Consider the following 23,305-nt stretch of genomic DNA (forward strand, 5'->3'; position numbering starts at 1 on the left):
ATTCTTGTAAGAAATTGGGAATTAGATAATAATTTTGCCGACCCACAGGGAATATTTGGCATTATTAATGCTAAATTAGCGGCACAAACGAGACATAATTTAACAACAGAATGGGTTTATTCGACTTTTTTTCAAGCGACATTGCCATAGATTTAGGAACAGCCAATACACTAATTATACATAAAGATAAAATTGTTGTAGACGAGCCTTCCATTATTGCTATTGACAGATCTTCTAATAGAGTGCTGGCAGTAGGGAGGGATGCAATGAACATGCATGAAAAAACGCATGAGAATATCAAAACCATCCGTCCATTAAAAGATGGAGTGATTGCGGACTTCTACGCCGCAGAACAAATGATCAGAGGATTAATAAAAATGATCCCAGGTCATAATAAAGGGATGTTTCCTAAATCCCATAGAATGGTAATATGTATACCATCCGGGATAACCGAAGTAGAAAAAAGAGCGGTACGTGATTCTGCAGAACATGCAGGAGCCAAAGAAGTGTATATGATTTACGAACCGATTGCGGCGGCTATCGGTATCGGTATTGATATTGAAAAACCGATGGGCTCAATGATTGTGGACATCGGGGGAGGAACAACAGAGATTGCCCTTATCGCTTTGTCCGGTATTGTCGCCGATCAATCGATCCGGGTGGCAGGAGACACCTTCACCAAGGACATTTTGGACTATATGCGCAGACAGCACAATCTGCTGATAGGAGAGCGCTCTGCTGAAAAAGTTAAAATTGCAATCGGCTCTGCCTTGACGGAATTGGACGATGCTCCGGAAGATTACGAAATCAGAGGGAGAGATCTGATGACAGGAATTCCAAAAGTTATTAAAGTATCATATTCTGAAATTGCATTCGCTTTGGATAAATCTGTATCCAAAATCGAAGAAGCGGTACTGAAAGCCTTGGAAATCGCTCCACCAGAGCTATCTGCTGATATTTATGATAACGGTATTCACTTGACTGGTGGTGGTGCCTTATTGAAAGGTTTGGATAAACGATTGCATCAAAAAACGAAGCTTCCTATACACATTGCCGAAGATCCTTTAAGAGCGGTGGTGAGAGGTACAGGTACAGCTTTGAAAAATATTCATAACTTCAGGACAGTTTTGATGACTTAATGAAGAATGCAGCGGATTTTCCTGTTCTTATATCGAATTCGGGCCTTTTTGCTATTCGTAGCATTAGAGGCCATTGCTATTTTTCTGATAGTTTCCAATAACTCTCAGCAGGGATCAGCTGCACTTAACAGTGCCAATCAACTCAGTGGTTCTATCCTGAATACGCAATCCAACGTGTTGGACTATTTCTCTTTGGCTACAGTCAATAAGGCACTGGTAGATAAAAATGCCAACCTATTAGCCGAATTAGAAAAATTCAAAAGACCTGCAGACTCCGTGTATATTGAATTGGATAGTGTCTTGAGCGCAAGTTTTCAATTTAAGGGAGCAAAGGTCATCAATAACTCCATCCATCACAGCCAAAACTACCTGACCATCAACCGTGGTTCGGCCCATGGTATCAAAGAAGGTATGGGAGTGTTTAATGAAGAAGGAGTAGTAGGCAGAGTGAAAGCCGTGACCAAGAATTTTGCTTCTGTCATATCCTTGCTACATACCGATTTATTGGTTTCTTCCAAGGTCAAATCATCTGAGGTATTCGGCTCTACTAAATGGGACGCCGCAGATCCAAAGCGTGCAAAAATGCTCTATGTTCCTCGACACGTATCAATTGAAATCGGGGATGAAATCGTAACCTCCGGATATAATGCAGTCTTTCCTGAAGGAATCTCCATAGGAAAAGTCATCAATGTTCAGCCGGGGAAAGAAACAAACTACCTAGATATTACTTTAGAATTATCAACTGATTTTACTAGAATTTCATATGTCTACTTAGTAGAAAACAATCAGGAGCAGGAATTGGATGAATTATACGAATCAAGCAGCATAAGTAATGAATAGTAGAAAGATTTTTTATCTCATAGTAAGCTTTTTCTTATTCCTGCTAGTTCAGGTTCTGATTTTGAAAAACATGGTCATATTTGGGGTGGTGTTTTGCTTTTTGTATGTGCTGTACCTCTTATTACTTCCATTGGAATTTAAAGTTATAACGATGCTTTTGATTTCTTTTATAATTGGTATCTCTGTTGATCTTTTTTATGATACGATGGGGATTCACACAGCAAGTTTATTAGTGATAGGCTTTATCCGTAATCAATGGATCAAAATTATCACTCCTACGGGAGGGTATGATGAGGATTTGCAACCTACATTTTTAAACATGGGCTTTGGTTGGTTTCTCACTTATAGTATACCGCTTTTTTTAATTCATCATTTTCTGTTTTTTTCAATAGAAATGTTGGGCACAGATTTGTTCATACCTGTGATTCAAAAAACCGTATTCAGTGCTACCTTTGTATTTATAATTAGTATAATTGTTCAACTGTTATTTTACAGGAGAAGAAGGGGTGTTTAATGAATGAACAAAGACCTATCATCCTCAGCATCGCAATAATATTGGTGGGGTTGATAATTGTAGCAAGATTATTCTCAATTCAGGTATTGGACGACAGCTTTTTGAAAAGGGCTGAAAGGAACGCTATTCAACGAGTGGTAGACCACCCATACAGAGGGCTTGTCTACGATCGTACAGGCAAAATCTTGGTATACAACAATCCGATTTTTGATTTGATGGTCATTCCACGGGAATTCACGGTGAAGGATACAGCCCGCTTTTGTGAAATTTTTCAAATCAGTAAAGAGCACTTGATTGAGAACTACACAGCTGCACGAAAATATTCAAGTGTTAAACCTTCTCCTTTGGTAAAACAGATATCTACAACTGATTTTGCCAGAATTCAGGATTATCTGATAGATTATCCTGGACTTTTTGTAATGACCCGTTCGGTACGATCTTATCCACAACCAGCGGCCGCTAATGCCCTTGGTTATATTGGGGAGATTTCTGCACGGCAGCTCGAACGTGATACTCTAAAATACTACAGACAAGGAGACTTTGTAGGTCTTAGTGGTATCGAAGGATACTACGAAAATACCCTTCGTGGAGTCAAAGGTGTCAAATATAAAATGGTCAACGTTCGTGGCGTTGATAAGGGGCCGTTTAAAAGTGGAGAATACGACACTGCTTCGGTGGCAGGCCATAACATCACCTCTACCATTGACCTTGCTCTCCAAGAATACGGAGAATTATTGATGGCTGGAAAGCGGGGATCTGTGGTTGCAATTGAGCCTAAAACTGGAGAAATCCTTGCCATGATTTCAGCACCTACCTATGACCCTAATCTATTGACAGGTGCCAAATTTGGGTCCAATTATTTACTGTTGAACCGGGATGACAGCAAGCCTTTGTTTAACAGGCCTATCATGGCCATGTACCCTCCAGGTTCGATCTTTAAGGTTGTACAATCGCTGATTGGTTTGCAGATGGGCGTATTAAATCCCAATACGACACTTTCCTGCAATCGCTCCTTGGTAGCTTGTCATAATCACCCCAATCCTGTTAATCTTTTTGGAGCAATCAAATACTCTTGTAATCCTTACTATCATCAGGCCTACAGAATGATGATCAATCGTGAGGTATCTCGTAATACCTTTAAAGATACAGAAATTGGTCTCAATGAATGGAGAGAAAAGGTAATGAAGTTTGGTCTTGGCGGGCCTTTGGGGATTGATTTATTCAATGAAAAGGGCGGTTCCATCCCTTCAAGCAAATTATACGATCGGGTTTATGGACCCAATCGTTGGAAATACTCCACCATTTATTCTCTTTCCATTGGTCAGGGAGAAATGCTTGTGACACCTTTGCAGATGGCCAACTTAGCTGCAATTTTCGCTAACAAAGGCTATTATTATACTCCTCATTTGATCAAGGCAATAGATGGAGATCCAACGAAAATCGATATCAAATACCGAACAAAAATTGAAGTAGGGGTAGATTCTCATCACTTTGATATGGTACAAGACGCCATGGCAGAGGCCATCTATGGTACAGCGGCGAGAGCAGCTATCAAAGATATTACTGTCGCCGGAAAAACAGGTACAGCCCAAAATCCTCAAGGAGAAGATCATTCGGTTTTCGTGGCTTTTGCCCCTAAGGAAGACCCTAAAATCGCCATCGCAGTGTATGTAGAAAATGCAGGCTGGGGTGGTCGTGCAGCTGCAAGCACGGCGAGCTTGATGATAGAAAAGTATATCCGAGGCTACATTACCCGAGAGGCATTGGAAGAGTATGTGCTGGTAGGAAAATTTATGTAAGGTGAGAAATAAAGACGACTTATATTTAAATAAAATCGATTGGTTAACAGTCAGTATATATGCCTGTCTTGTAATTTTTGGGTGGTTCAACATCTATGCTGCTGTTTTTGACGAGCAATTTCCAAAAAGTATTTTTGACCTTTCCATCAATTCAGGACAACAGTTAGTCAGAATTGGTGCGGCATTCATAATTATTTTACTGATTATGGTCGCAGATTATAGAGCATTTGATAATCTAGCCTGGATTTTATACATATTATTTTTAGTCTTGCTAATTGTTACCCCATTTATTGGAAAAGAAGTCAACGGTCAAATTCTTTCCATTGGTGTTGGTTCATTTCGAATCCAGCCATCTGAATTTGCAAAATTTACAACTGCTTTGGCATTGGCTAAGTATATGGAAAGACCAAGTTTTGATCTCTCCCAAGTCAAGCACCAACTACAGGCCGTAATTATTATCATGATACCGGTGATTTTGATCATGTTGCAACCCGACACAGGGACTGCAATGGTGTACTTTGCATTCTTTATCATGCTTTACAGAGAAGGGATGCCTCAAACATACTATATCTTAGGCCTGGCTTTTATTGCAATCTCTTTGCTTGCATTAGGGATTGAAAATAACCTATACCTAGTTGGTGGAGTTTTTGCCATTATTTTATTATTGATAATAACAGGGAAAAAACGAATTGGGAGGATCGTTGCACTTGTGGGAATTGGAATTTTCACAGTAGTTTACATCTACAGCTTAGATTACGTGGTATCCAAATTACCAGAACACCAACAAAACCGAATCATGGTGTTATTCAATCCTGACCTAGATCCCCTAGGAGTAGGCTGGAATGTCACACAGTCCAAAATTGCCATTGGTTCGGGTGGTTTTTGGGGCAAAGGCTACCTAGAAGGAACCCAAACAAAATTTGACTTTGTTCCCGAGCAACATACGGACTTTATCTTCTGTACTTTAGGAGAAGAGTTTGGTTGGGTTGGAAGCACAGTGGTTTTAATTCTTTTCTGTACGTTACTCATTCGGTTGATTTTTCTTGCTGAGCGCCAAAAAAATAGATTTTCAAGGATCTATGGGTATTGTGTAGTTTCTATTCTACTCTTTCATGTGATGGTTAATATCTCTATGACCATCGGACTGTTTCCTGTGGTCGGGATACCACTCCCATTCTTTAGCTACGGAGGCTCCTCGCTTTGGTCTTTTACGATTTTATTGTTCATCTTTATCAAACTGGACTCCCATAGGATTCAGTTGTTGGGAAGGATGAATTAGTTAATTTAAATCAAGCCCCTCGCCTTCAATTCTAAGTACTTGTTGATCGTATTAATGCTCAAGTCCTTGGGTTTGGTCAAGATGGTTTGGATGCCATGACGGTTGAGTTCTTTGGCCATCAGCCGCTTATCGTAAAGAAACTTACCTGCAATGGTTTGCATCAATACATCCGAAATACGTTCCGATGGCTCGGATGCCACAGACTCAAGCAAGGTATTTTCGAACATGACCACTACCAGTAGGTGCTGCTTGGCTATTGCCTGTAGGTAAGGCATCTGCCGCTCCAATGCAGATTGATGCTCAAAATTGGTAAAAAGAATGACCATGCTTCGTTGATTGACCTTGCGCTTTAGCCAAGTGTATAACAGCCCAAAATCCGTGTCCAAATAATCTGTCTTCAGGCCATAGAGCATTTCCAAAATACCCAACAAATGAGTTTTGCGGTTACTAGCTGCGAGTGATTTATGGATGGTATGGGAAAATGTAACCACCCCTGCTTTATCTCCTTTCTTGATGGCAATATTGGAAAAAGCAAGGCAACTATTGATCGCATAATCCAAAAGACTCAGGCCTTCAAATGGCATCTGCATCACCCTCCCCATGTCCAAAATGGAATAAATCGGCTGAGACTTTTCATCCTGAAACTGATTGACCATCAGATTCGCCGCTTTAGCTGTGGCTTTCCAATTGATCGAGCGCACATCATCCCCAAGGCTGTATTCCTTGATTTGCTCAAATTCCAAGGTATGTCCGATTCTTCGGATCTTCTTTAAGCCCTGATCCACTCTTTTGGTATCATTGGCCAAAAAATCATATTGCTGCATTTGAATAAAGGAGGGATATACCTTGACCAATTGCCCCCGCTGGAAACTCAACCTTCGTTTGACCAACCCCAACTTACTTTGCACAAATACATGCAAATCCCCGAAATAATATTCTCCTCTCTCCAAAGGAATCAGCTGATACACTAATGTTATTTCTTCTTTGGACGGTAGCTCCCCTTTAAGTTCAAAATCTCTTTTTTGAAATTGTACAGGTATCTCATCGATGATGGTGTAGGTAATTGGAATGGCCAAGTGGTTATCCAATAACAACCGGACCTCATTCACATCTGAATTGGAAAACTTCTCTGGCAATAAGCGTTGAGCAAACAATGCATCCTGTTTTCGAAAAAGGATAATCGTATCCAATACCAACAAAAAAGCCAAGCTCCAAAGCAGGATAATCCCAACGGGAAACAAAAAAGCAATCCAATATGAGAGCAAAAAGATTACACTCAATCCAAGCAGTACCGCATAAAGCCGATACCCTAAAAATAACTGTTGGATAAACTTTTTAAGCATCAGCGAGGGATTTCTACAGATTGAACGATGCCTTCAATGACAGTATCAGTACTGAGTCCTTCCATCTCCCGTTCGGGACTTAGCAGGATTCTGTGACGTAGCACAGGAGTGACCACTTTTTTGATATCTTCGGGGATCACAAAGTCCCTTCCATCTATGGCAGCCATCGCTTTGGAAGCATTCATAATCGCCAAACTCGCACGTGGTGAGCCTCCCAAATATAGGCTTGGATGGTTCCTCGTACGCACGACAATTTCAGAAATGTATCTCAAAATCTTCTCCTCCACACTTACCTCAGCTGTCAGCTCCTGATAGACAATCAAGGCTTCTGGCTTTAGCACGGATTGAATCTGCCCCAAAGCATCTGCTGATTTTCTGGCATGATGACTCTTGAGTATCTCAAACTCCTGATCTAAATCTGGGTAATCCAATGTAATCTTGAAGAGAAATCTATCCAATTGGGCTTCGGGAAGATTATAGGTTCCCTCTTGCTCGATCGGATTTTGCGTGGCTAAGACCATAAAAGGAGCCTCCATCGTGTACCGAATCCCGTCCATGGTTACCTGTCGCTCTTCCATCACCTCAAACAAGGCCGATTGGGTTTTGGCTGGGGCCCGATTGATCTCATCAATAAGAATCAAATTGGAGAAAATTGGCCCCTTCTTAAACTCAAAGCTTCCCTTTTGCATATTCAGAATCGAGGTACCCAATACGTCACTGGGCATCAGATCCGGCGTAAACTGAATTCTGCCAAACCCCACTTCCAAGCTCTTGGCAAATAGTTTGGACGTAATCGTCTTCGCAATCCCGGGGACCCCTTCTATCAACACATGCCCCTTGGCCAACATGCCCACCAAAAGCAAATCAACCAACTCATCCTGTCCTATAATTACCTTTCTGATTTCTGCCTTGATTGCAGTTACGGCTTTGCGCAATTCCTGAAGCGGCAACCTGCTTTCAAAAGCCATTTCACCTGAATCTTGTTCTTTATTTTCTTCCATGTTGAACCAATTTAAACTCGTTGATTTTTTTATGTAATGCAATCACATCTGCCTGTGTGCTTTCTTTCTTATGTTCTAAGATGGCTACATAGGCAAATAGCTCTCTCGTTTTTTCCAAAGGGTAGCCGGATCTAGCGGCGATTTTTTGAATGACTTCCTCATCAATTGTCTCCGTGGAAACCCTAAATGTATTCCTACAATACTCCAAAAAGAGGGTAATCTGTTGCAGGATGTTCTCATGATAGGCCTTTTTCTCCAGATACATGGAGGCAATCGTCTCTGCAAAATCCACCGTCTGATTCGCCAATGGCTTGATTACGGGAATACTTCGTTGCTTCCGTCTACCTTCAAATACGATCCAACACAGGAGCATAGCAACGACGGAGTAATAGGCCCATTTCAAGTGCTGATTGGAAAGAAAAAGGTACATGGGTGAAGCAAAAATGGATTTCCCGTTTTTAATGTAATGGTCATAAAAAATCGGCTGATCCATGGGTAAGTATCCAAGAATGGCTTCTGTATAGGTTTTATTTTCTTTGTCTAACAAGAAATAATTGCTGAATGCCAAAGGGAATAAATGCAACAATACCTGGCCCTCTCCATACGACAGCTGAATAAAATTTGGCAAAGCATCCTTGGTAGAATCTGCAAACTTATTGCTCCCCAGCACTTGAATGGCTAAGGAGTCAGTAAAGGAAAAATAGGTAAGTGGGGTGATTCGTTCGAAGCGAAACTCATTGCTTGTGCCCCCCTGCTCTTCCCCTACAAAAAGGCTTGAATGCTCCCGGAAATTTTCAAGTTCAATGATAGATTGAATTTTTATTCCTAAGGAATCCAAAAATCGCTCTTCCATGTACCGTGCAGAAATAAAGGCTGTGTTTCCCGCTTCTATCCACTGCAAAAGCCTCTTGGTCGTTTCCTTATCCGAGTAAAATGAGCTATTGAACACCAACAAAGTACCATCCCCCGGCTCTGAACGAAGCCACTCATACGTGGACACATGGATTTCTTTCACAGGAGTTGGGTCTATAGCTTTGAGAAACTGCTCATAAAACACCCTCCCTCCATAGGGAGACTTATCCATGCGATCATAACTTTCCTTCCAATTGAGGGGCGGCTTGGCAGTTGCCTGTAGGATTAAAATAATGAGGACAAGAGCCAATAAAACCCCTACCAAAACCTGTTGCTGCCTTGTCTTCATAGTTCCTTTTCGACTTGATGGAAACTTCTTCGTACGGCATCAAAGCCCGACCGGTCCAACTCAAACCCTCCATACCAAATGTAATCGTAGACCCTTGTCACTTGCGCAAAACTTGCTTTTAATCCTCCCTCTGGAAGTTCCGATACATACTCATGATTTGTTTTTTGAATTTTCCAATCGATGAGGGTTTGCTCCTTCATTTTCTTCAAAAGTTGCAAATAAGAGTACCGAACTGCCGAACGAAAATCCCCTCTTGCCACTGCCTCTTCTATCAGTTGCTGAATATCCGACCGCTCCATAATCGCTTCATCATCGGAAATGCCCACTTGGATAGGAGAAAGTTTTTTGTCCCTACCGGGATACATTTCGTATTTGCTGACCAACCAAATTAAAAGCCCTGAAAGCACAAGGATTGCAATGTAGGGTAAAGCCTGAAAAATGAATTCTGCAGCAGTATCAAACCTCCCATCTCCCAAAAGCCATCTAAGAAACTTCATGACAACCTGCTTCACCTTTCGCTTCAACTTCTCAAACCAGTTTTCTCCATCGTTCAATTCTTGGTAATTATAGTCGGAATTGGCCAGGTACTCATCGATATAAGTATCGCCAAGGCTCAAAGGTTCACTGACAGGTGCAGCGAAGCTATCCTCACAACCTACCATGGCAAGGGAAAGCATAAGCAACAAAAAAATCACCCGTTTCAACATATCAACGATCCAGCTCTTCTATTTTTTGTCGGAGGCCTGTTCTGTTCTTTTCTTCATCCAAATCATAATAAATAAACGCCAAGGCCACTAACAAAACGATTGATAAGAGATTGCTGGCGGCTGTTCCAAGCGCATTCAGTACCAAATAAATGAAATCCCCCCTTCCTGCTTCGGCAAATGTCATTTCAGATGAATTGAGGATAAACTTCACTATATTGTATAACAGAGCTGGAACTGAGAAAGCAAAAGACATCATGGCAATCACTATAACCAACACGATGATGGTACCAAAGGTAACCCACCAATAGCCTGAGGTTAGTTGAAAGCTTTGTTTGACTGCTCCAAAGACTGTCGTATCTCTAATGACCATCAAAGGGATAACAAGTGCCAAAGGAACTAAGAAATAAAAGCCAGGTATCAGAAAGAACATAAAACCAAGAATCAACATCACATAGGTCACCAAGTACAAGCCAATCATGGAAGCGATTTTTCTTTTAGCTTCGGGGACCACCAGATCCAAATTTACCTCCGTCGATTGCCCTAAGTCGTATTGCCTGATAAAGCTAAAAACGGTAGCACCGGCAGTAGCATAAAACAGTAAACTAGCCAATAAAAGACCTCCAAGGCCTAAACCTATATCCGTACCACTATTAGCCAAAAGATCAATAGAAAGGTATTGATAATAGACGGAGGCCAAGACTACCAAGATAAAAGGAATCAAAGAGGTACGAATCAAGGCCTGAAACAACTGCTTATACGTACTCCTTACGAATGCAAAAGTGTCAGATAGGATTTCTCCCAACTCTCGACGTTTTTTAAATTGAATGTACGGTGCTGTCATGTATAGATTGGTTGTGGATACGAATAGGATAAAGAATATAATAGTAGCAAATCAAAGCCATTGAACCCAGGATAATGCTGAGATTGAATAGATCCGGGAAATGTGTGATTCTAGTAATAAACCCTTCTAAAAATCCGGCAAGAATAAAGAAAGGAATGGTGCTGATAAGGATTTTAAGCCCATCTTTTGCTCCCCGCTGAAAAGAAGCTAAGCGTGTATACGTCTTAGGAAACAAAATACTGTTACCCAAAACAATCCCGGCTGCTCCAGCCACGATGATCACAGCGATCTCGATCGTCCCGTGAATCCAAATGGTACGGGCAGACTCCCATAATAGACCCTGATCATAAAAGAAGTATTGAAAAGAGCCCAGCATGATAGCATTTTGCATCAAGATGAAAAACGTCCCTATTCCCAACAAAATCCCCGCAGAAAAGGCCAAAAGAGCAACCCTAATGTTGTTGATTGTGATGCCCAAAAACATATCTACCTCGTTCATTTGCTTGTAAACTGCCATAGGGTCACCTTGCTCGATATTTTCCAAGGTCATGTTGACGTACCCATCGCCCAAGATGCTTCTGACAAAAGCTCCATCAGTAGCTGCCGAATAAGCCCCAATCAAGGAAAAAATCAAGAATATAAGAAAAGAGGCTCCTAACTGAGGAAGATATTTGTAAAACATTGCCGGAAACTCATGTAGATAAAAATTTACAAATCTTCCCTTGGATTCTTTCTTGGTTTTGTAGATTTTTTGGTGAGCTTTAGCAGCAAGTTGGTTGAGATAGAGATGGGTATTACTATTGGGGTAAAATGTCTGCGCATAACTGAGATGGTCAGTAACTTCAATATACAAATCTCCTAACTCAGCCGGGGAGATAGCCATATCGGTCATCAGGACATTTTCAAACCTTGTCCATTTATCTTTATTTCGCTTAATGAAAGTGGCTTCCCTCATCTGATTATTCGACTTTATCAAAGGAACTAATAAATGAAAGAATTTCAAATTAAGACTGCCCAAAATATTAGTATTAATCAAAATACTGCAAATGTAGGCACTCGGATCTTGGCCTATCTTTTAGATGGGGCAATCATGGTTTTTTATCTGATTTTCATCTTCTATATCGGTTCGGAATCCTTATTTACTTGGTCAGTATATTCTTTACTGTTTTTACCCGTGTTACTTTATCATTTGCTGTTTGAGGCCTTTATGGATGGACAGTCCCCTGGGAAAAAGATTATGAATATCCGGGTGGTTCGCCTGGATGGCTCCAAGCCTACCATGAGCAATTACTTGATTCGATGGCTCCTCCGCTTTGTAGATATTTCCTTGACAAGTGGTGGAGTGGCCATTATTACTATTTTGATTACTGGAAAAGGGCAGCGCATAGGTGATGTGGCGGCAGGCACTACGGTCGTATCAGAAAAATTCAACATTGGACTTCATGAAACTTTACTACAAGAAATTCCCGAAGACTATGTGCCCAAATACCCACAAGTGATGAACCTCAGTGATCAACAAATCCAACAAATCAAGCAGATCAAAAGTGAAGCACTCAAATCTGGGGATTTCACACTTATCAAACAACTAGCAGAGAAAACTGCCTCCCTGCTACAGCTAAAACCTGAGGAAAAGAGTCTGGCATTTTTGGATCATATCATCAAAGACTACAATTATTATGCGCAGAGGGGGTAAATAACGAAAAGAATTTGAACTGCTAAAAATGTTAACAGAACCCAAAGGGCCAACCCTCGAAAACAAAAATAGCCTGCTGTTAAAGTTTCAGCAGGCCATTTCTTTTTGACGATCGTGAAGTATTAATCGCTCAACTAAGCTCGATTAACGCTCACGACCCACTCACGAATTACTTATACAAATTATTGAACAACATCTTGAAGGTCCCATGAGATTGCGCTCTGTAGGTAATTTCTGGACCATAAGCCACTAGACTACCTTTTCCTACAGGAGCGGAGAAAGCAGTGATTCCATCTTCCAAATAGGACTGCCCCCAAGCCCAACCGGACTTCAATGGTGTTTTGGTATCAAACCAGGACAAAATCTGGAAACCTTGCAGCTTCGCCTCAGGTCTGATTTTGAATACTGGGCTATTGTTGAATAAAACATCTGTATGCGTCTTCAAACCCCAGTTGAGAGGTAAGGAAGTGTCTACTCTTGTCACCAACACAGAACCTGGAACAAAGTATTTTTCACCCGGAAGTGTACGTTCTGTACCATCCGGCTGTATCTCAACCAATGCATTTCTCACCGGAAGGTCCAAATGATAAGCCAATGCAGTTGCGGAACCTACGGTTACCACTTTACCACCTTGCTCCATAAATTTCTTCAACTGTGGAATGGACTTATCTGCTGAAATACTACCGATCATGTGCTGATACTCCGCAGGAATCGATGCAGCATCCATCCCGAAACCTCCACCTCTACTACCCACCGGAGGAATACCTCCGGAGATAAAGAGAATGACATCATATTTTTTATTCAAGTCTCCCGCATCAATTTCCTTAGGGAAGATGAGTTGAAAGTCGAAATTATACTGCTCCAACATCCAGCGAACCCATCCACTTGGCATGGAACCTCCATACTGGTCAAACAAGGCTACTCTTGTCGGCTGAATGGAAGTGGTCTGCGCAGGTTGACGTCGAGCAGCAGTAACCGTAATGCCATATTGCTGTACCAATGGTGCAAGTCTACGCTCTGCACTGGAAGGAATGAAGAAAGAACCCGCTGGGATATCGCCCTCTGCTTGTTGGACTCTGGAAACCCGTACTCCTTGCTTCAATAATTCATTGACCACAGGGAATGCATCATTCTGAACAGCGCTGATCAAATAGCCATTACCGGAAGAAGGCAATCGCGTAGCTGGAGGAGCCAATAATTCACCGTAAGGCAAGGTTTCAAAAGGTCCATCAAAAGCATCCAAAACCCGGTCAAACTGAATACCCATTTGGTAGGCCAATGTCCAACCTGCGGCATCATACGGACGAATAGGAGGCCCCCCTGGATACTGGAAATCATTCGGATAATCCTGTGGTTCAAACATATCCAAGACGTGAGGTCTAAATGCCTGATCAGTTTTTACTACAAATGAACCGGCTGGATATGTTTTCCCTTGGAGACTGTAAGAAGCTGTGGTACGCTCAATTCGGATACCTGTTTTGACCAAGGCATTGATGAATTTTACCACGGTTGCCGGATCATCCTGATTGGCAGGAATGATAAACCCTCTAGGATCCCGCTGATCTGCTGCTTCGTATACCTCCTCATAAAATTCAGAAGGAATTGCCCCGCCTCTTCGCGTGAAAGGATTAGAGGATAACTGATACTTATCTTTGTTAGCCTCGTAGGCTGCCTTGATAGCATCGATTTTTCTTGGATACGGTGTCCAAAAATCTGATGAACCTCTGTCTATCGAGCGCTGACCCATGTTGTACATATTGTACAAGAGATGATCACTGTTTCTCGCTGCATAATCCAATACAGCAAAGTTCATGGAAACGGAATAGTCAATGGACTGCTGGAACACCCATGTCTTTTGAGGGGTTACTGGGAATGGGGTATTGCTATTTGGTAATAATCTATCCGGAACCAACGGCACTTCCTCCGGATTTGGACCACCGATAATTTCTGTCAAAATCCCGATGATGTTGTGAAAATGCGTGGTCGTACGCAAGCCACCATTATACCAGGTGGAGAATACCGATCCATTCATACGGGTAAAACCCGGTTTGTTTTCTGCATTCAAACGGTTGTACATAGCAGCACCCACGGCATCAATACCTGTGACCATCATAGGATCAAATACATGGTTGAATGGGTCACGGTAAGGAGGTCCTGCCAATACTGAACCGGCCGGTCCTCTTTGGTGGTGATTATACATCACCTGAGGAATCCACTCCACAAACAATTGATAGCCCAGATTCGTAGATTCCTTCATATTTTGGATATAGAAATCCCTGTTGTTATCATGGCCGATGTACTTTTGATACAATACAGGCAGACCGGACAAGCTCCTTTTTTCAGGAGTAGGCTCACGCATGTACCAATTGCCTATTTTTTCATGCCCATCCGGATTGGCATGGACAAAAAGAATCACCACATTTTCCAGAATACGTTTGGTCTCATCGTCTTCTCTTGTCAAGACCTGATAGATAGTTTCTGTCAATTGGTGGATTCCGACTGTTTCTGTAGAGTGCAATCCTCCATCGATCCATACCACTGCCTTGCCTTCTTTTGCCAAGACTTTGGCTTCTTCATCAGAAATTCCCTCTGCTCGGGCCATATTGATGGAGATTTCCCGCAATCGGTCTAATCGGGCATGATTTTCAGGGGAAGTCACAATCATCATGTACTGCTCTCTTCCTTCCTCTGTTTTTCCAATGGAGACCAATTTGGCCTTATCACTTACCTCAGCCAATTTCTTGAAATAGGTCTCTGTCTGGGTATAATTGCTCAACATGAAATTATCTCCCATACCGAAGCCGAAGTGATCCCTAGGCGTAGGGATACTTTGAGCAAAGGCTAGGAATGTCCAACAGAACATGGCTAGAAAAGCCATGAGTTTGATTCGCTTCATAGTATTCAAGTGTTTTTGATTCAATCTCCTATGCTACTAAAAAAAAATTACACCAATAGATGGATTTACAGAAGCGGTCGAATAGGTATAAAAAAAAGGGGGATTACCCCCTCTTATCAAATTTTCTAAAGATCAATTGTAGAAACTCATCCAATGCATCTGATTGAATATCCCACTTTAATTCATCTACATATCGTAAGTTAAGTAAATTGATAGCCTCGTTAAATGTCTCACATTGATCAATTGACTTTAAGGCATGCCGCAGCAAATCCGGGTTTCCATCAAAGAGTTCTTTGGTAAACATAAAACGTTGATTGATACCAATACTTTCGTTTAGCTCTTTGATATTCATTTTCATCACCCCATATTCTTCGGATTCAAAACGAGACCAAATTACCTGGGCATCTAATTTCCCCTCTTTTAATTCCAACGGTTTCGTTGCTTCCGATTTCGCAGAGGACTCTATAACGGCTACTTCTTTGACTTCTATTTCTACACTATAACTAGGAACTTCCTTTTTTTGCTCAACTATAGGCGTAAATAAAGACGATCTTTTCCCTTCTACGGCTGAATCAACCATTTCCTTTGAAACAGGAAGCTCTTTCGGGCTGTCCTCTTTATTTGCTAAAAACAATTGATTGAAATCAATACTCACCTCCTTATTTAAAGAAGTCAGTAATTCCTCAGAGGTTCTGAGGGTGGATATCTGCTGTTCGTAGTTATTTTTTAGAGCGGCGATATACGCTTTGTGGGAAAATCCTAAAGCAGCCCTGTCTATTAAATTCTCTACAAGAGCACTGTGCCATTTGAAATACCTTTTGTTTTCTTTAAAGTAATTGTTCAACTGTTCTTCTGGACATTTTTCAATTTCTGAGCTAAAAAACAAAACTGGGTCGGTGGCAAGATAGATAGAGTCAATTACAGCCGCTATCAACAGGGGTTCAAAATTTTCCCTATCAATTTTTATTGTCCTAGATAATACATTCATGAAGTCTTTTAGTGCGTCATGAACTGCTTTGTCCCGATAATCAAAAAAAGGACTAGCTTTGAGCTTTTCAAGTTCCTCTTGCCATGCAGCAAATAAGGCTTTAATCACAAAAAAATTTATTTGTTCTGATGCCGTTAATTGAACGATTTGCGGTCCTGTTATGTATTTAAACTGATTAAAATACCCATCACAAACTTTGTTGGTGAAGTTTTTAACATAATTTTCTAGGTATAGTTGATTTAATTGCCTTTTCATATAAACCTTGCTAATTAATTTGTGGAGTAAAGAGAAAACCTATGGTGAAAATTATAATAGAAAATTTAAACCACGAAGAAATAAGCTCTAGTTCCTCTGGTCGTAAAGTTATTGAATTAATTCATGAAAACTACATTGATTGGATGCATGCTTGTGGAAAAAAAGGACGATGCACCTCTTGCAAAATGATTGTTATAAAAGGTGGCGAAAATCTTGACGAACTTACAGACCGGGAAGAATTTTTCAAATCGAAAGGTCGATTAAAAACCAATGAACGCTTAACTTGCCAAACCAAAATTAAACAAGGGGAGCTGCTTATACGAGTAGCTGATGAAAATAAATTTCCACATATCTCATACTCAGATTAATATATGTTTATCGAGCCTTCTTTAGGTAAATTTCACTCCAAAGAACGAAAAGGACAGCTGGAAGTCATTTGCGGATCTATGTTTTCTGGTAAAACGGAAGAACTTATCCGCAGATTAAACCGTGCGCTGATTGCCAAACAGAAGGTGGAAATCTTCAAGCCATCCATTGACAAGCGCTACCATGAAGAAGATGTGGTCTCTCATAACGAAACAGCCATCCGATCCACTCCGGTAAATTTTGCCGAAGATATCTTATTGCTAGCAGGCGATTGCGATGTAGTGGGAATCGATGAAGTACAGTTTTTTGATAACCGGATCGTTCACGTAGCAACGGTATTGGCCAATTCTGGCAAGCGGGTCATTATGGCAGGGTTGGATATGGATTTTGAAGGCAAACCTTTTGAGCCCATGCCACACTTAATGGCTATAGCAGAATACGTTACCAAGGTACATGCCATCTGCATGAAATGCGGGGAACTAGCCGCCTATTCCTTCCGATTGATCGAACAAAAGGACAAGGTAGTCTTGGGAGAAAAAGAAAGTTATGAGGCACGCTGCCGCAAATGTTTCAATGAAGGTAATTCCTGATGTTGGTCAAAACACAAGGTTTGGTACTCTCATATATCCGCTTTAAGGATACTTCAATTATTGTAAAAATCTTTACTCGGGAGCTTGGCCTGAAAAGCTACATTGTAAACGGTGTTCGCTCGAGCACCGCCAAAAGCAAAATGGCCATGTACCAGCCCATGACCTTGTTAGACTTAGTAGTATACTTCAAAGAAAGCAGCGCTATCAACCGCATCAATGAGGTAAAACTCCTACATGCCTATCAGCGGGTGCCCTTTGATTTCAAACGCTCGGGTATTGCGATGTTTATGGCAGAAGTGCTGAGTAAAAGCATTTACGAAGACTATCAAAATGAAAGCTTTTTTGACTTTTTGCATGAGTCTCTTTTGTTAGTGGATAGCACACAGGTACAACTGGCACATTTCCCGATTGCTTTTTTGCTGGAAAGCTCCAAATACCTAGGCTTTGCTCCTGAAACATCCGAAGCCTTTTTTGAAGAACTCAATTTGGATTGGGCTTCCATCCGGGATTTTCAACTAGAGGCAGCGTATCTGGCAAACATGTTGGATCAGGCATTTGACTTTGGTGAACAGGTACCGGGAATGGCTCGGAGAAATCTTTTGGATATGTTGTTAAGCTTTTACACAAGGCATTTGGAACAGGAAAAAGAATGGAAATCCATCAAAATTCTGCGTCAAATCATGCTGGAATGACAAAATTTCTGCTTTTTGAGTAGAGAAAAAACATAAAAACTTGTGTAATCCAAAGTCTTGGCTTATTATTGTGGCGTTACAGTATCCCAAAATCCTCTCCCCGTGGATTTTATACTCGCCTGAATACCTTTTTCATTCAGTTCAGTAATACTCAATACACATTCAAATTATCAATTACATCATTATCTAATTTCATAAGCTTTTTATGTATAACATAGAAGAATTAAGGATCAGACTTCTCTCTGAATTGAAGGAGATTGCTGAGGAGTTGGGTGTCAAAAACTTTAAGACACTCAAAAAAGACGACTTGATTTATGCCATTTTGGATCAGCAAGCGATCACCCCCGAATCAGCCCTCCCCAAAAAGAAACCTTCTGTCGTAGAAGTAGAAGAGAAAAAATCACCCGAACCCACCGCTGAAAAAGCACCCAAAAAAGAAGACAAACCTACAGAGGCTCCAGCCAAGCCAAAATTCAAACGAGAAAATGTAGGTGTTATTCCACAGGAGGAACCAAAGGCAGAAGCCAAAGCCCCTCAAAAAGAGCGTGAACGAACTCCCAAAAGAGAAGAAAAATCAGAAGCGCCCGCACCGGCACCCAAGCCAGTCACTACCGTAGCTACTCCAGAAGAAGAGAAACCAAAATTTATCAGACCTCGCAGAAAGGTGGTAGAAATTGAGCCTTCCTTGGATCCTGTGGCCTCTTCTGATACGGTAGAAGAAAAAGCTGCTCCCGAAGTAGAAAAGAAAGCTGCCGAACGATTCGAACCGAAGGCAGAAGCAGAGGTGGAACTGCCAAGAAGAAAGAATTTCCGTGACATAGAAGAAGCACATATTCCTACCGCGGAAGTAATCCCATCTAAGAAAAAACCTTATGTAAGTCCAAGAGAGTTTGAGGGAATCATAGAAAACGAAGGCGTATTGGAAATCATGTCTGAGGGCTATGGATTCCTACGTTCATTGGATTACAACTACTTGGCTTCACCGGATGATATCTACGTATCTCCTTCCCAGATCAAGCTTTTTGGTTTGAAGACTGGTGACCATATCAAAGGTACTATCCGTCCTCCAAAAGAGGGAGAAAAATACTTTGCCTTATTAAAAGTCATTACTGTCAATGGCAAGACTACCGAGGAAATCAGAGACCGTATTCCATTTGAATACCTGACTCCATTGTTCCCGGAAGAGCGCTTGAATCTATCTACCAAGCATGACAACTACTCTACCAGAATCTTGGATCTATTTGCTCCTATAGGTAAGGGTCAGCGTGGGATGATTGTAGCGCAGCCAAAGACAGGTAAGACTGTGTTATTGCAACAGATTGCCAATGCCATTGCAGAAAATCATCCGGAAGTACACTTAATGGTCTTGTTGATCGATGAGCGTCCGGAAGAAGTGACGGATATGGCCCGTTCTGTGAAAGGAGAAGTTATTTCTTCTACTTTCGATGAGCAAGCAGAAAGACATGTGAAAGTAGCCACCATCGTGTTGGAAAAAGCCAAGCGAATGGTAGAATGTGGTCATGATGTAGTGATCCTATTGGATTCCATCACCCGTCTGGCAAGAGCTTATAATACCGTGGTACCTTCTTCCGGAAAAATCCTTTCTGGTGGTGTAGATGCCAATGCCCTTCATAAGCCGAAGCGATTCTTTGGTGCAGCAAGAAATGTAGAAAACGGTGGTTCCTTGACCATCATCGCTACAGCCTTGGTGGAAACAGGTTCCAAAATGGACGAAGTAATCTTTGAAGAATTCAAGGGCACAGGCAATATGGAATTGGCCTTGGACAGAAAGCTCTCCAACAGAAGAATCTACCCTGCGATCGATGTACCAAGTTCCGGTACACGAAGAGAGGATCTATTGATGGACAAGGAAGAGATGCAGCGTGTATGGATTCTGCGCAAACTGATGTCCGATATGACTTCTCAGGAAGCTATGGAATTCCTCTTGCAACGAATGCGTGGTACCCGGGATAATATTGAATTCCTGATCAGCATGAATGGGTAAAAACCTGAATGATCACTGAAAAAACTCCAACTTTTAGTAGTTGGAGTTTTTTTGTAACTAAAAAATTGCAAATTGAATTAATTTTATTGTTTTAAAAAAATAAAATTTGGTAATATTGTTAGTAGTTCACATTTTTATACTCATTTATTCACCACGATTGGCATGAATACCTTCCTCAAAACTAAACTTGCTGCGCTGTTAACAGTTTTTGGAATTGTCGTACTTATAACTTTTTATACCGCAATTACGGTAAATCAAGCAAAGGCAGAAGGTTCGGGCACTTGGGGTACGGCAACAAATAGACAGAGTATGTTATGGATGCCAAGTGCAGGAAGGCGTCTTGTAACTGAACCTGTTGGAGAAGGATGGTTTACCTCCGGGTATAATTATAGGGGTTTTATGTTGCTCCCTTCGACGGCAAATACCACAAATTATCCAAATTACAACACAAACTATAACCCTCAACACCGGGTATTTGTGTATGTGAGAAATGGCGAAACGGTATTTTGGGGTTTCAGATTAACAGCTGCAATTAGGAGAAGAACTAATCTCTCCACCAGTAACAATATACGTGTAAGATGGTATTATGATGCCAATGATTCCGGCTATTTTCCAACAGCTAGGACGGTTGGCGAAGGAAGAACTATGATTCAATATCAGGAGTATAATGCTGTTGGAGGAGGAGGGGCCAGTGGCAGGCCGGCCAATGCTGCTGCAGCAGCGAATGGCCCAAGTCAAGTAACCAATACAGGTTATACTGGATTTTCATTTACTAATGACACTGGTCAAGATCGTGCATTTTGGATAGAAATAACGGATATATGGAATGAACCTATTTGGGACGGTGCAAATATTGATTTTTGGGACGTAACAGTAGCCTCAGGTACTCCCGGTAATTACACTCGCATCAATGGACGTCTGTATTGTAAATTTTGGAGCATTGCCAATTCACGAAGTGATAAAACAGCTTACGCTAGTGGTGTTTCCTTTAGCATAGCAGAGAATTTCAGATTCCATACAGACTTTGGTTTTTTCGTACCGGTTGATAACACATTCACACCTGACCCAAATGACTATTTTGTTAAAAGAATAACTTTTCCCCAAGCAAGTGGTGGGTGGACAAATTTTTTCGCTAATGAAAATGGCCCTAGAAACAACCTGAGCTTTGATGAAAACCGAAGGTCAATTACAAATAACCCCGTCACCAATCAACCCCCACCACCCAATATCCAGTATCCTTTATTTTTAAATGATCCTGACCCATCGATTTGGCAGACAACTGAACCACCTACCGTAGGTTTGGATGTGGTATATGATGAAAAAGAAGCCCCTTTAACAGGAGGTGAAGCATTTATCGATATTGATGTATCATTACCCGCAGTAGTGGATATTTTGATCGATCTCAACGGAAATGGAATCTATGATGAAGGAGTGGATTTACTCATATCAAGAAATTTTACAGAGCCAGGAGTTTACCAAATCTATTGGAATGGAGAAGATTCCAGTGGTAACGAAATTGAAAGTGGCGCCGAAGTTGATTTTTATGTAGCGGTAATTTTCTTCCCTGTGCATTTCCCAATTTACGATCTAGAATATAGCAATGGAATCTTTGTACGAAATATTCGACCAGGAAACCTCAATGAACCCAATGATATCTATTGGGATGACTCCTTGATTCCGAGAACTGGTCCAGGAATAACAGGAAGTCCCCAGTCTATTCCTGTAAACCTTACAGGAGTACCAAGCCCCGACCACCGCTGGACAGCAACAGGTGATAACGGCTTTGGAAATAACGTAACGATCAATACTTGGGCGGCATCTTACTATACAGAAGTAAAAGAAAGTTCTTCTTTTTCTTTTTACAGAATTTATGGGAATGTATTCAATGATGTCAATGGACTTGCCGACAATCTAATCAGTGGACCAAGTTCAGGCCTTACAAATCTTAGAGTAGTCCTTATCAATGAAGCGAATCGGGTAGTGAGGTCTTCGCCAGTACAAGCAGATGGAACATTTACACTACTAAGAGTGCCTAATGGAACTTTAAGTATAATGCTAACCACTCGTTCAAGTGTACTTGGTGCAGCTCCCCCCGAACAAAGGATTCCGGCAGCTTGGGAAAGTGTAGGTGAAAATTTAGGACCAGGCGAAGGTAGTGATGGAATTGTCGATGGAATTCTTACAGGTGTTGTGGTAAACAATGCCACTTTATTTCACGCTAACTTTGGTATAAGGCTTATTAATGCAGATTTAACAGTTTTAAAAATTGTAAATGAAACTTTCCCAAGAATCGGTACGCCAGTAGAATTTACAATTATTGCGGGAAATAATGGGGTTAGTGGATATTCGAATGCCAGAGAGGTCGAAGTACAAGAAAATATGCCAGATGGCTATGAATATATTAGCCATACTGTAAGCAGAGGCTCATTTGACCCTACCACAGGAATATGGACACTGGGCGATATGAATTATGGTGAATCAGCAACTCTAAGCATTACAGCTATGGTTGTAGACCATACGGATTATGAAAATACCGTATCAATCACTACGCCAACATTTGAAGAAGATCTGACCAACAACTTTGCGGCTGCCAGTACGATTCCATTTGTCATTGTATCTCTAGAATGGTTATCCTTTGAAGGTTGGGCCAAAAACAATAGAACTATAGAATTGAAATGGATCACCTCTGAGGAGAATGAAAAACATTTATTCAATGTATGGAGGTCTCCCAATGGCAGGGATTGGAGGAAAATAGCAAGTGTCCCAAATGAAATTGATGCAGGCAATAAAGGAAGATATACGATTATCGATCAAAACCCTATGCTGGGAATTAATTTTTACAGGCTTGAATACCAAGATCTTACAGGGCAAGCTGATTTTTCAGAGGTCATTCGTGTAGACTTATTTAAAGAGCAAGCGTTCACCGTTTTTCCCAACCCTCACAAAGACAGCTTTCAGATTCAAGCACTGAATTTGGAAAACTACCAGCTAGAATTATTCGATGCTATGGGGAAGACTTTACAAGTGCCCATGACAGCCATTGATAGTCATACGATACAAGTAAAAACCCAGCATTTACCCCAGGGAGTCTATTTTATTAGGGTCTTTAATCAAGAGCAATCATTGATCAAAAAACTGCTGAAGGACTAAATCCCT

General features: G+C 41.2%; 19 protein-coding genes. 11 read left to right on the forward strand and 8 right to left on the reverse strand.

Going from position 1 to position 23,305, the window contains the following annotated elements:
• Positions 1 to 110: 110 nt before the first annotated feature.
• Genes IE080_RS12085 through rodA form a run of 5 tightly spaced genes read left to right on the forward strand, consistent with a single transcriptional unit; the run spans position 111 to position 5,571 of the window.
• Positions 111 to 1,139 carry a rod shape-determining protein gene (locus tag IE080_RS12085; RefSeq protein WP_189582733.1) on the forward strand — a complete coding sequence of 343 codons (1,029 nt, stop codon included), beginning with the start codon at positions 111 to 113 and terminating at the stop codon, positions 1,137 to 1,139.
• A 6-nt stretch (positions 1,140 to 1,145) separates the two neighbouring features.
• Positions 1,146 to 1,979 carry a rod shape-determining protein MreC gene (mreC, locus tag IE080_RS12090; protein WP_189582736.1) on the forward strand — a complete coding sequence of 278 codons (834 nt, stop codon included), beginning with the start codon at positions 1,146 to 1,148 and terminating at the stop codon, positions 1,977 to 1,979.
• Positions 1,972 to 2,493, forward strand: a complete 522-nt coding sequence (locus tag IE080_RS12095; RefSeq protein ID WP_189582739.1) for a rod shape-determining protein MreD — start codon at positions 1,972 to 1,974, stop codon at positions 2,491 to 2,493. Before mreC ends, IE080_RS12095 begins: the two co-directional genes overlap by 8 nt.
• Entirely contained in the window at positions 2,493 to 4,292 is a 1,800-nt protein-coding gene (gene mrdA / locus IE080_RS12100; protein ID WP_189582743.1) for a penicillin-binding protein 2, read from the forward strand. Before IE080_RS12095 ends, mrdA begins: the two co-directional genes overlap by 1 nt.
• 1 nt (position 4,293) lies before the next feature.
• Positions 4,294 to 5,571: a rod shape-determining protein RodA gene (rodA, locus tag IE080_RS12105; protein ID WP_189582745.1), complete on the forward strand. Its 1,278-nt coding sequence runs from the start codon at positions 4,294 to 4,296 to the stop codon at positions 5,569 to 5,571.
• Between the two features lie 5 nt (positions 5,572 to 5,576).
• On the opposite strand, the gene IE080_RS12110 is transcribed toward rodA, so the two are convergent.
• From IE080_RS12110 to IE080_RS12135, 6 genes are read right to left on the reverse strand one after another with little or no spacing between them, the layout of a single operon-like run.
• A complete protein-coding gene (locus IE080_RS12110; RefSeq protein WP_189582748.1) occupies positions 5,577 to 6,914 on the reverse strand; it encodes a DUF58 domain-containing protein in 1,338 nt (445 codons plus the stop codon).
• Entirely contained in the window at positions 6,914 to 7,915 is a 1,002-nt protein-coding gene (locus tag IE080_RS12115) for an AAA family ATPase (protein ID WP_189582751.1), read from the reverse strand. The genes IE080_RS12110 and IE080_RS12115 overlap by 1 nt, the downstream gene beginning before the upstream one ends.
• On the reverse strand, positions 7,902 to 9,116 hold the full coding sequence (locus tag IE080_RS12120; protein WP_189582754.1) for a DUF4350 domain-containing protein: 1,215 nt from the start codon (positions 9,114 to 9,116) through the stop codon (positions 7,902 to 7,904). Before IE080_RS12120 ends, IE080_RS12115 begins: the two co-directional genes overlap by 14 nt.
• Positions 9,113 to 9,823: a DUF4129 domain-containing protein gene (locus tag IE080_RS12125; RefSeq protein WP_189582757.1), complete on the reverse strand. Its 711-nt coding sequence runs from the start codon at positions 9,821 to 9,823 to the stop codon at positions 9,113 to 9,115. Before IE080_RS12125 ends, IE080_RS12120 begins: the two co-directional genes overlap by 4 nt.
• Position 9,824: 1 nt before the next feature.
• A complete protein-coding gene (locus IE080_RS12130) occupies positions 9,825 to 10,664 on the reverse strand; it encodes a glycerophosphoryl diester phosphodiesterase membrane domain-containing protein (RefSeq protein ID WP_189582762.1) in 840 nt (279 codons plus the stop codon).
• A complete protein-coding gene (locus IE080_RS12135) occupies positions 10,639 to 11,619 on the reverse strand; it encodes a stage II sporulation protein M (protein WP_189582765.1) in 981 nt (326 codons plus the stop codon). Before IE080_RS12135 ends, IE080_RS12130 begins: the two co-directional genes overlap by 26 nt.
• Positions 11,620 to 11,652: 33 nt before the next feature.
• Between IE080_RS12135 and IE080_RS12140 the strand changes: the two genes are divergently transcribed.
• Complete coding sequence (locus IE080_RS12140) at positions 11,653 to 12,357, forward strand: RDD family protein (protein ID WP_189582768.1); 705 nt, start codon at positions 11,653 to 11,655, stop codon at positions 12,355 to 12,357.
• 169 nt (positions 12,358 to 12,526) lie between these two features.
• On the opposite strand, the gene IE080_RS12145 is transcribed toward IE080_RS12140, so the two are convergent.
• Both IE080_RS12145 and IE080_RS12150 read right to left on the reverse strand, forming a co-directional pair.
• Positions 12,527 to 15,253, reverse strand: coding sequence for a M14 metallopeptidase family protein (locus tag IE080_RS12145; RefSeq protein WP_189582771.1), 2,727 nt, complete (start codon positions 15,251 to 15,253; stop codon positions 12,527 to 12,529).
• 103 nt (positions 15,254 to 15,356) lie between these two features.
• A complete protein-coding gene (locus IE080_RS12150; protein ID WP_189582774.1) occupies positions 15,357 to 16,496 on the reverse strand; it encodes a DUF8457 domain-containing protein in 1,140 nt (379 codons plus the stop codon).
• A 41-nt stretch (positions 16,497 to 16,537) separates the two neighbouring features.
• On the opposite strand from IE080_RS12150, the gene IE080_RS12155 reads away from it, so the two are divergent.
• The 5 genes from IE080_RS12155 to IE080_RS12175 all read left to right on the forward strand — a co-directional run bounded on the left by IE080_RS12155 (position 16,538) and on the right by IE080_RS12175 (position 23,299).
• Positions 16,538 to 16,864, forward strand: coding sequence for a 2Fe-2S iron-sulfur cluster-binding protein (locus tag IE080_RS12155; RefSeq protein ID WP_189582777.1), 327 nt, complete (start codon positions 16,538 to 16,540; stop codon positions 16,862 to 16,864).
• 3 nt (positions 16,865 to 16,867) lie between these two features.
• Positions 16,868 to 17,452 (forward strand): thymidine kinase, encoded by a 585-nt coding sequence (locus IE080_RS12160; RefSeq protein WP_189582780.1) that lies wholly within the window; start codon positions 16,868 to 16,870, stop codon positions 17,450 to 17,452.
• A complete protein-coding gene (gene recO, locus IE080_RS12165; protein ID WP_189582783.1) occupies positions 17,452 to 18,144 on the forward strand; it encodes a DNA repair protein RecO in 693 nt (230 codons plus the stop codon). Before IE080_RS12160 ends, recO begins: the two co-directional genes overlap by 1 nt.
• A 205-nt stretch (positions 18,145 to 18,349) precedes the next feature.
• Positions 18,350 to 20,149 carry a transcription termination factor Rho gene (gene rho / locus IE080_RS12170; RefSeq protein WP_189582786.1) on the forward strand — a complete coding sequence of 600 codons (1,800 nt, stop codon included), beginning with the start codon at positions 18,350 to 18,352 and terminating at the stop codon, positions 20,147 to 20,149.
• Positions 20,150 to 20,311: 162 nt separating this feature from the next.
• Complete coding sequence (locus IE080_RS12175; protein ID WP_189582790.1) at positions 20,312 to 23,299, forward strand: T9SS type A sorting domain-containing protein; 2,988 nt, start codon at positions 20,312 to 20,314, stop codon at positions 23,297 to 23,299.
• Positions 23,300 to 23,305: the final 6 nt, after the last annotated feature.

It is taken from the genome of Mongoliitalea lutea, from assembly GCF_014652135.1.
GTDB lineage: Bacteria > Bacteroidota > Bacteroidia > Cytophagales > Cyclobacteriaceae > Mongoliitalea > Mongoliitalea lutea.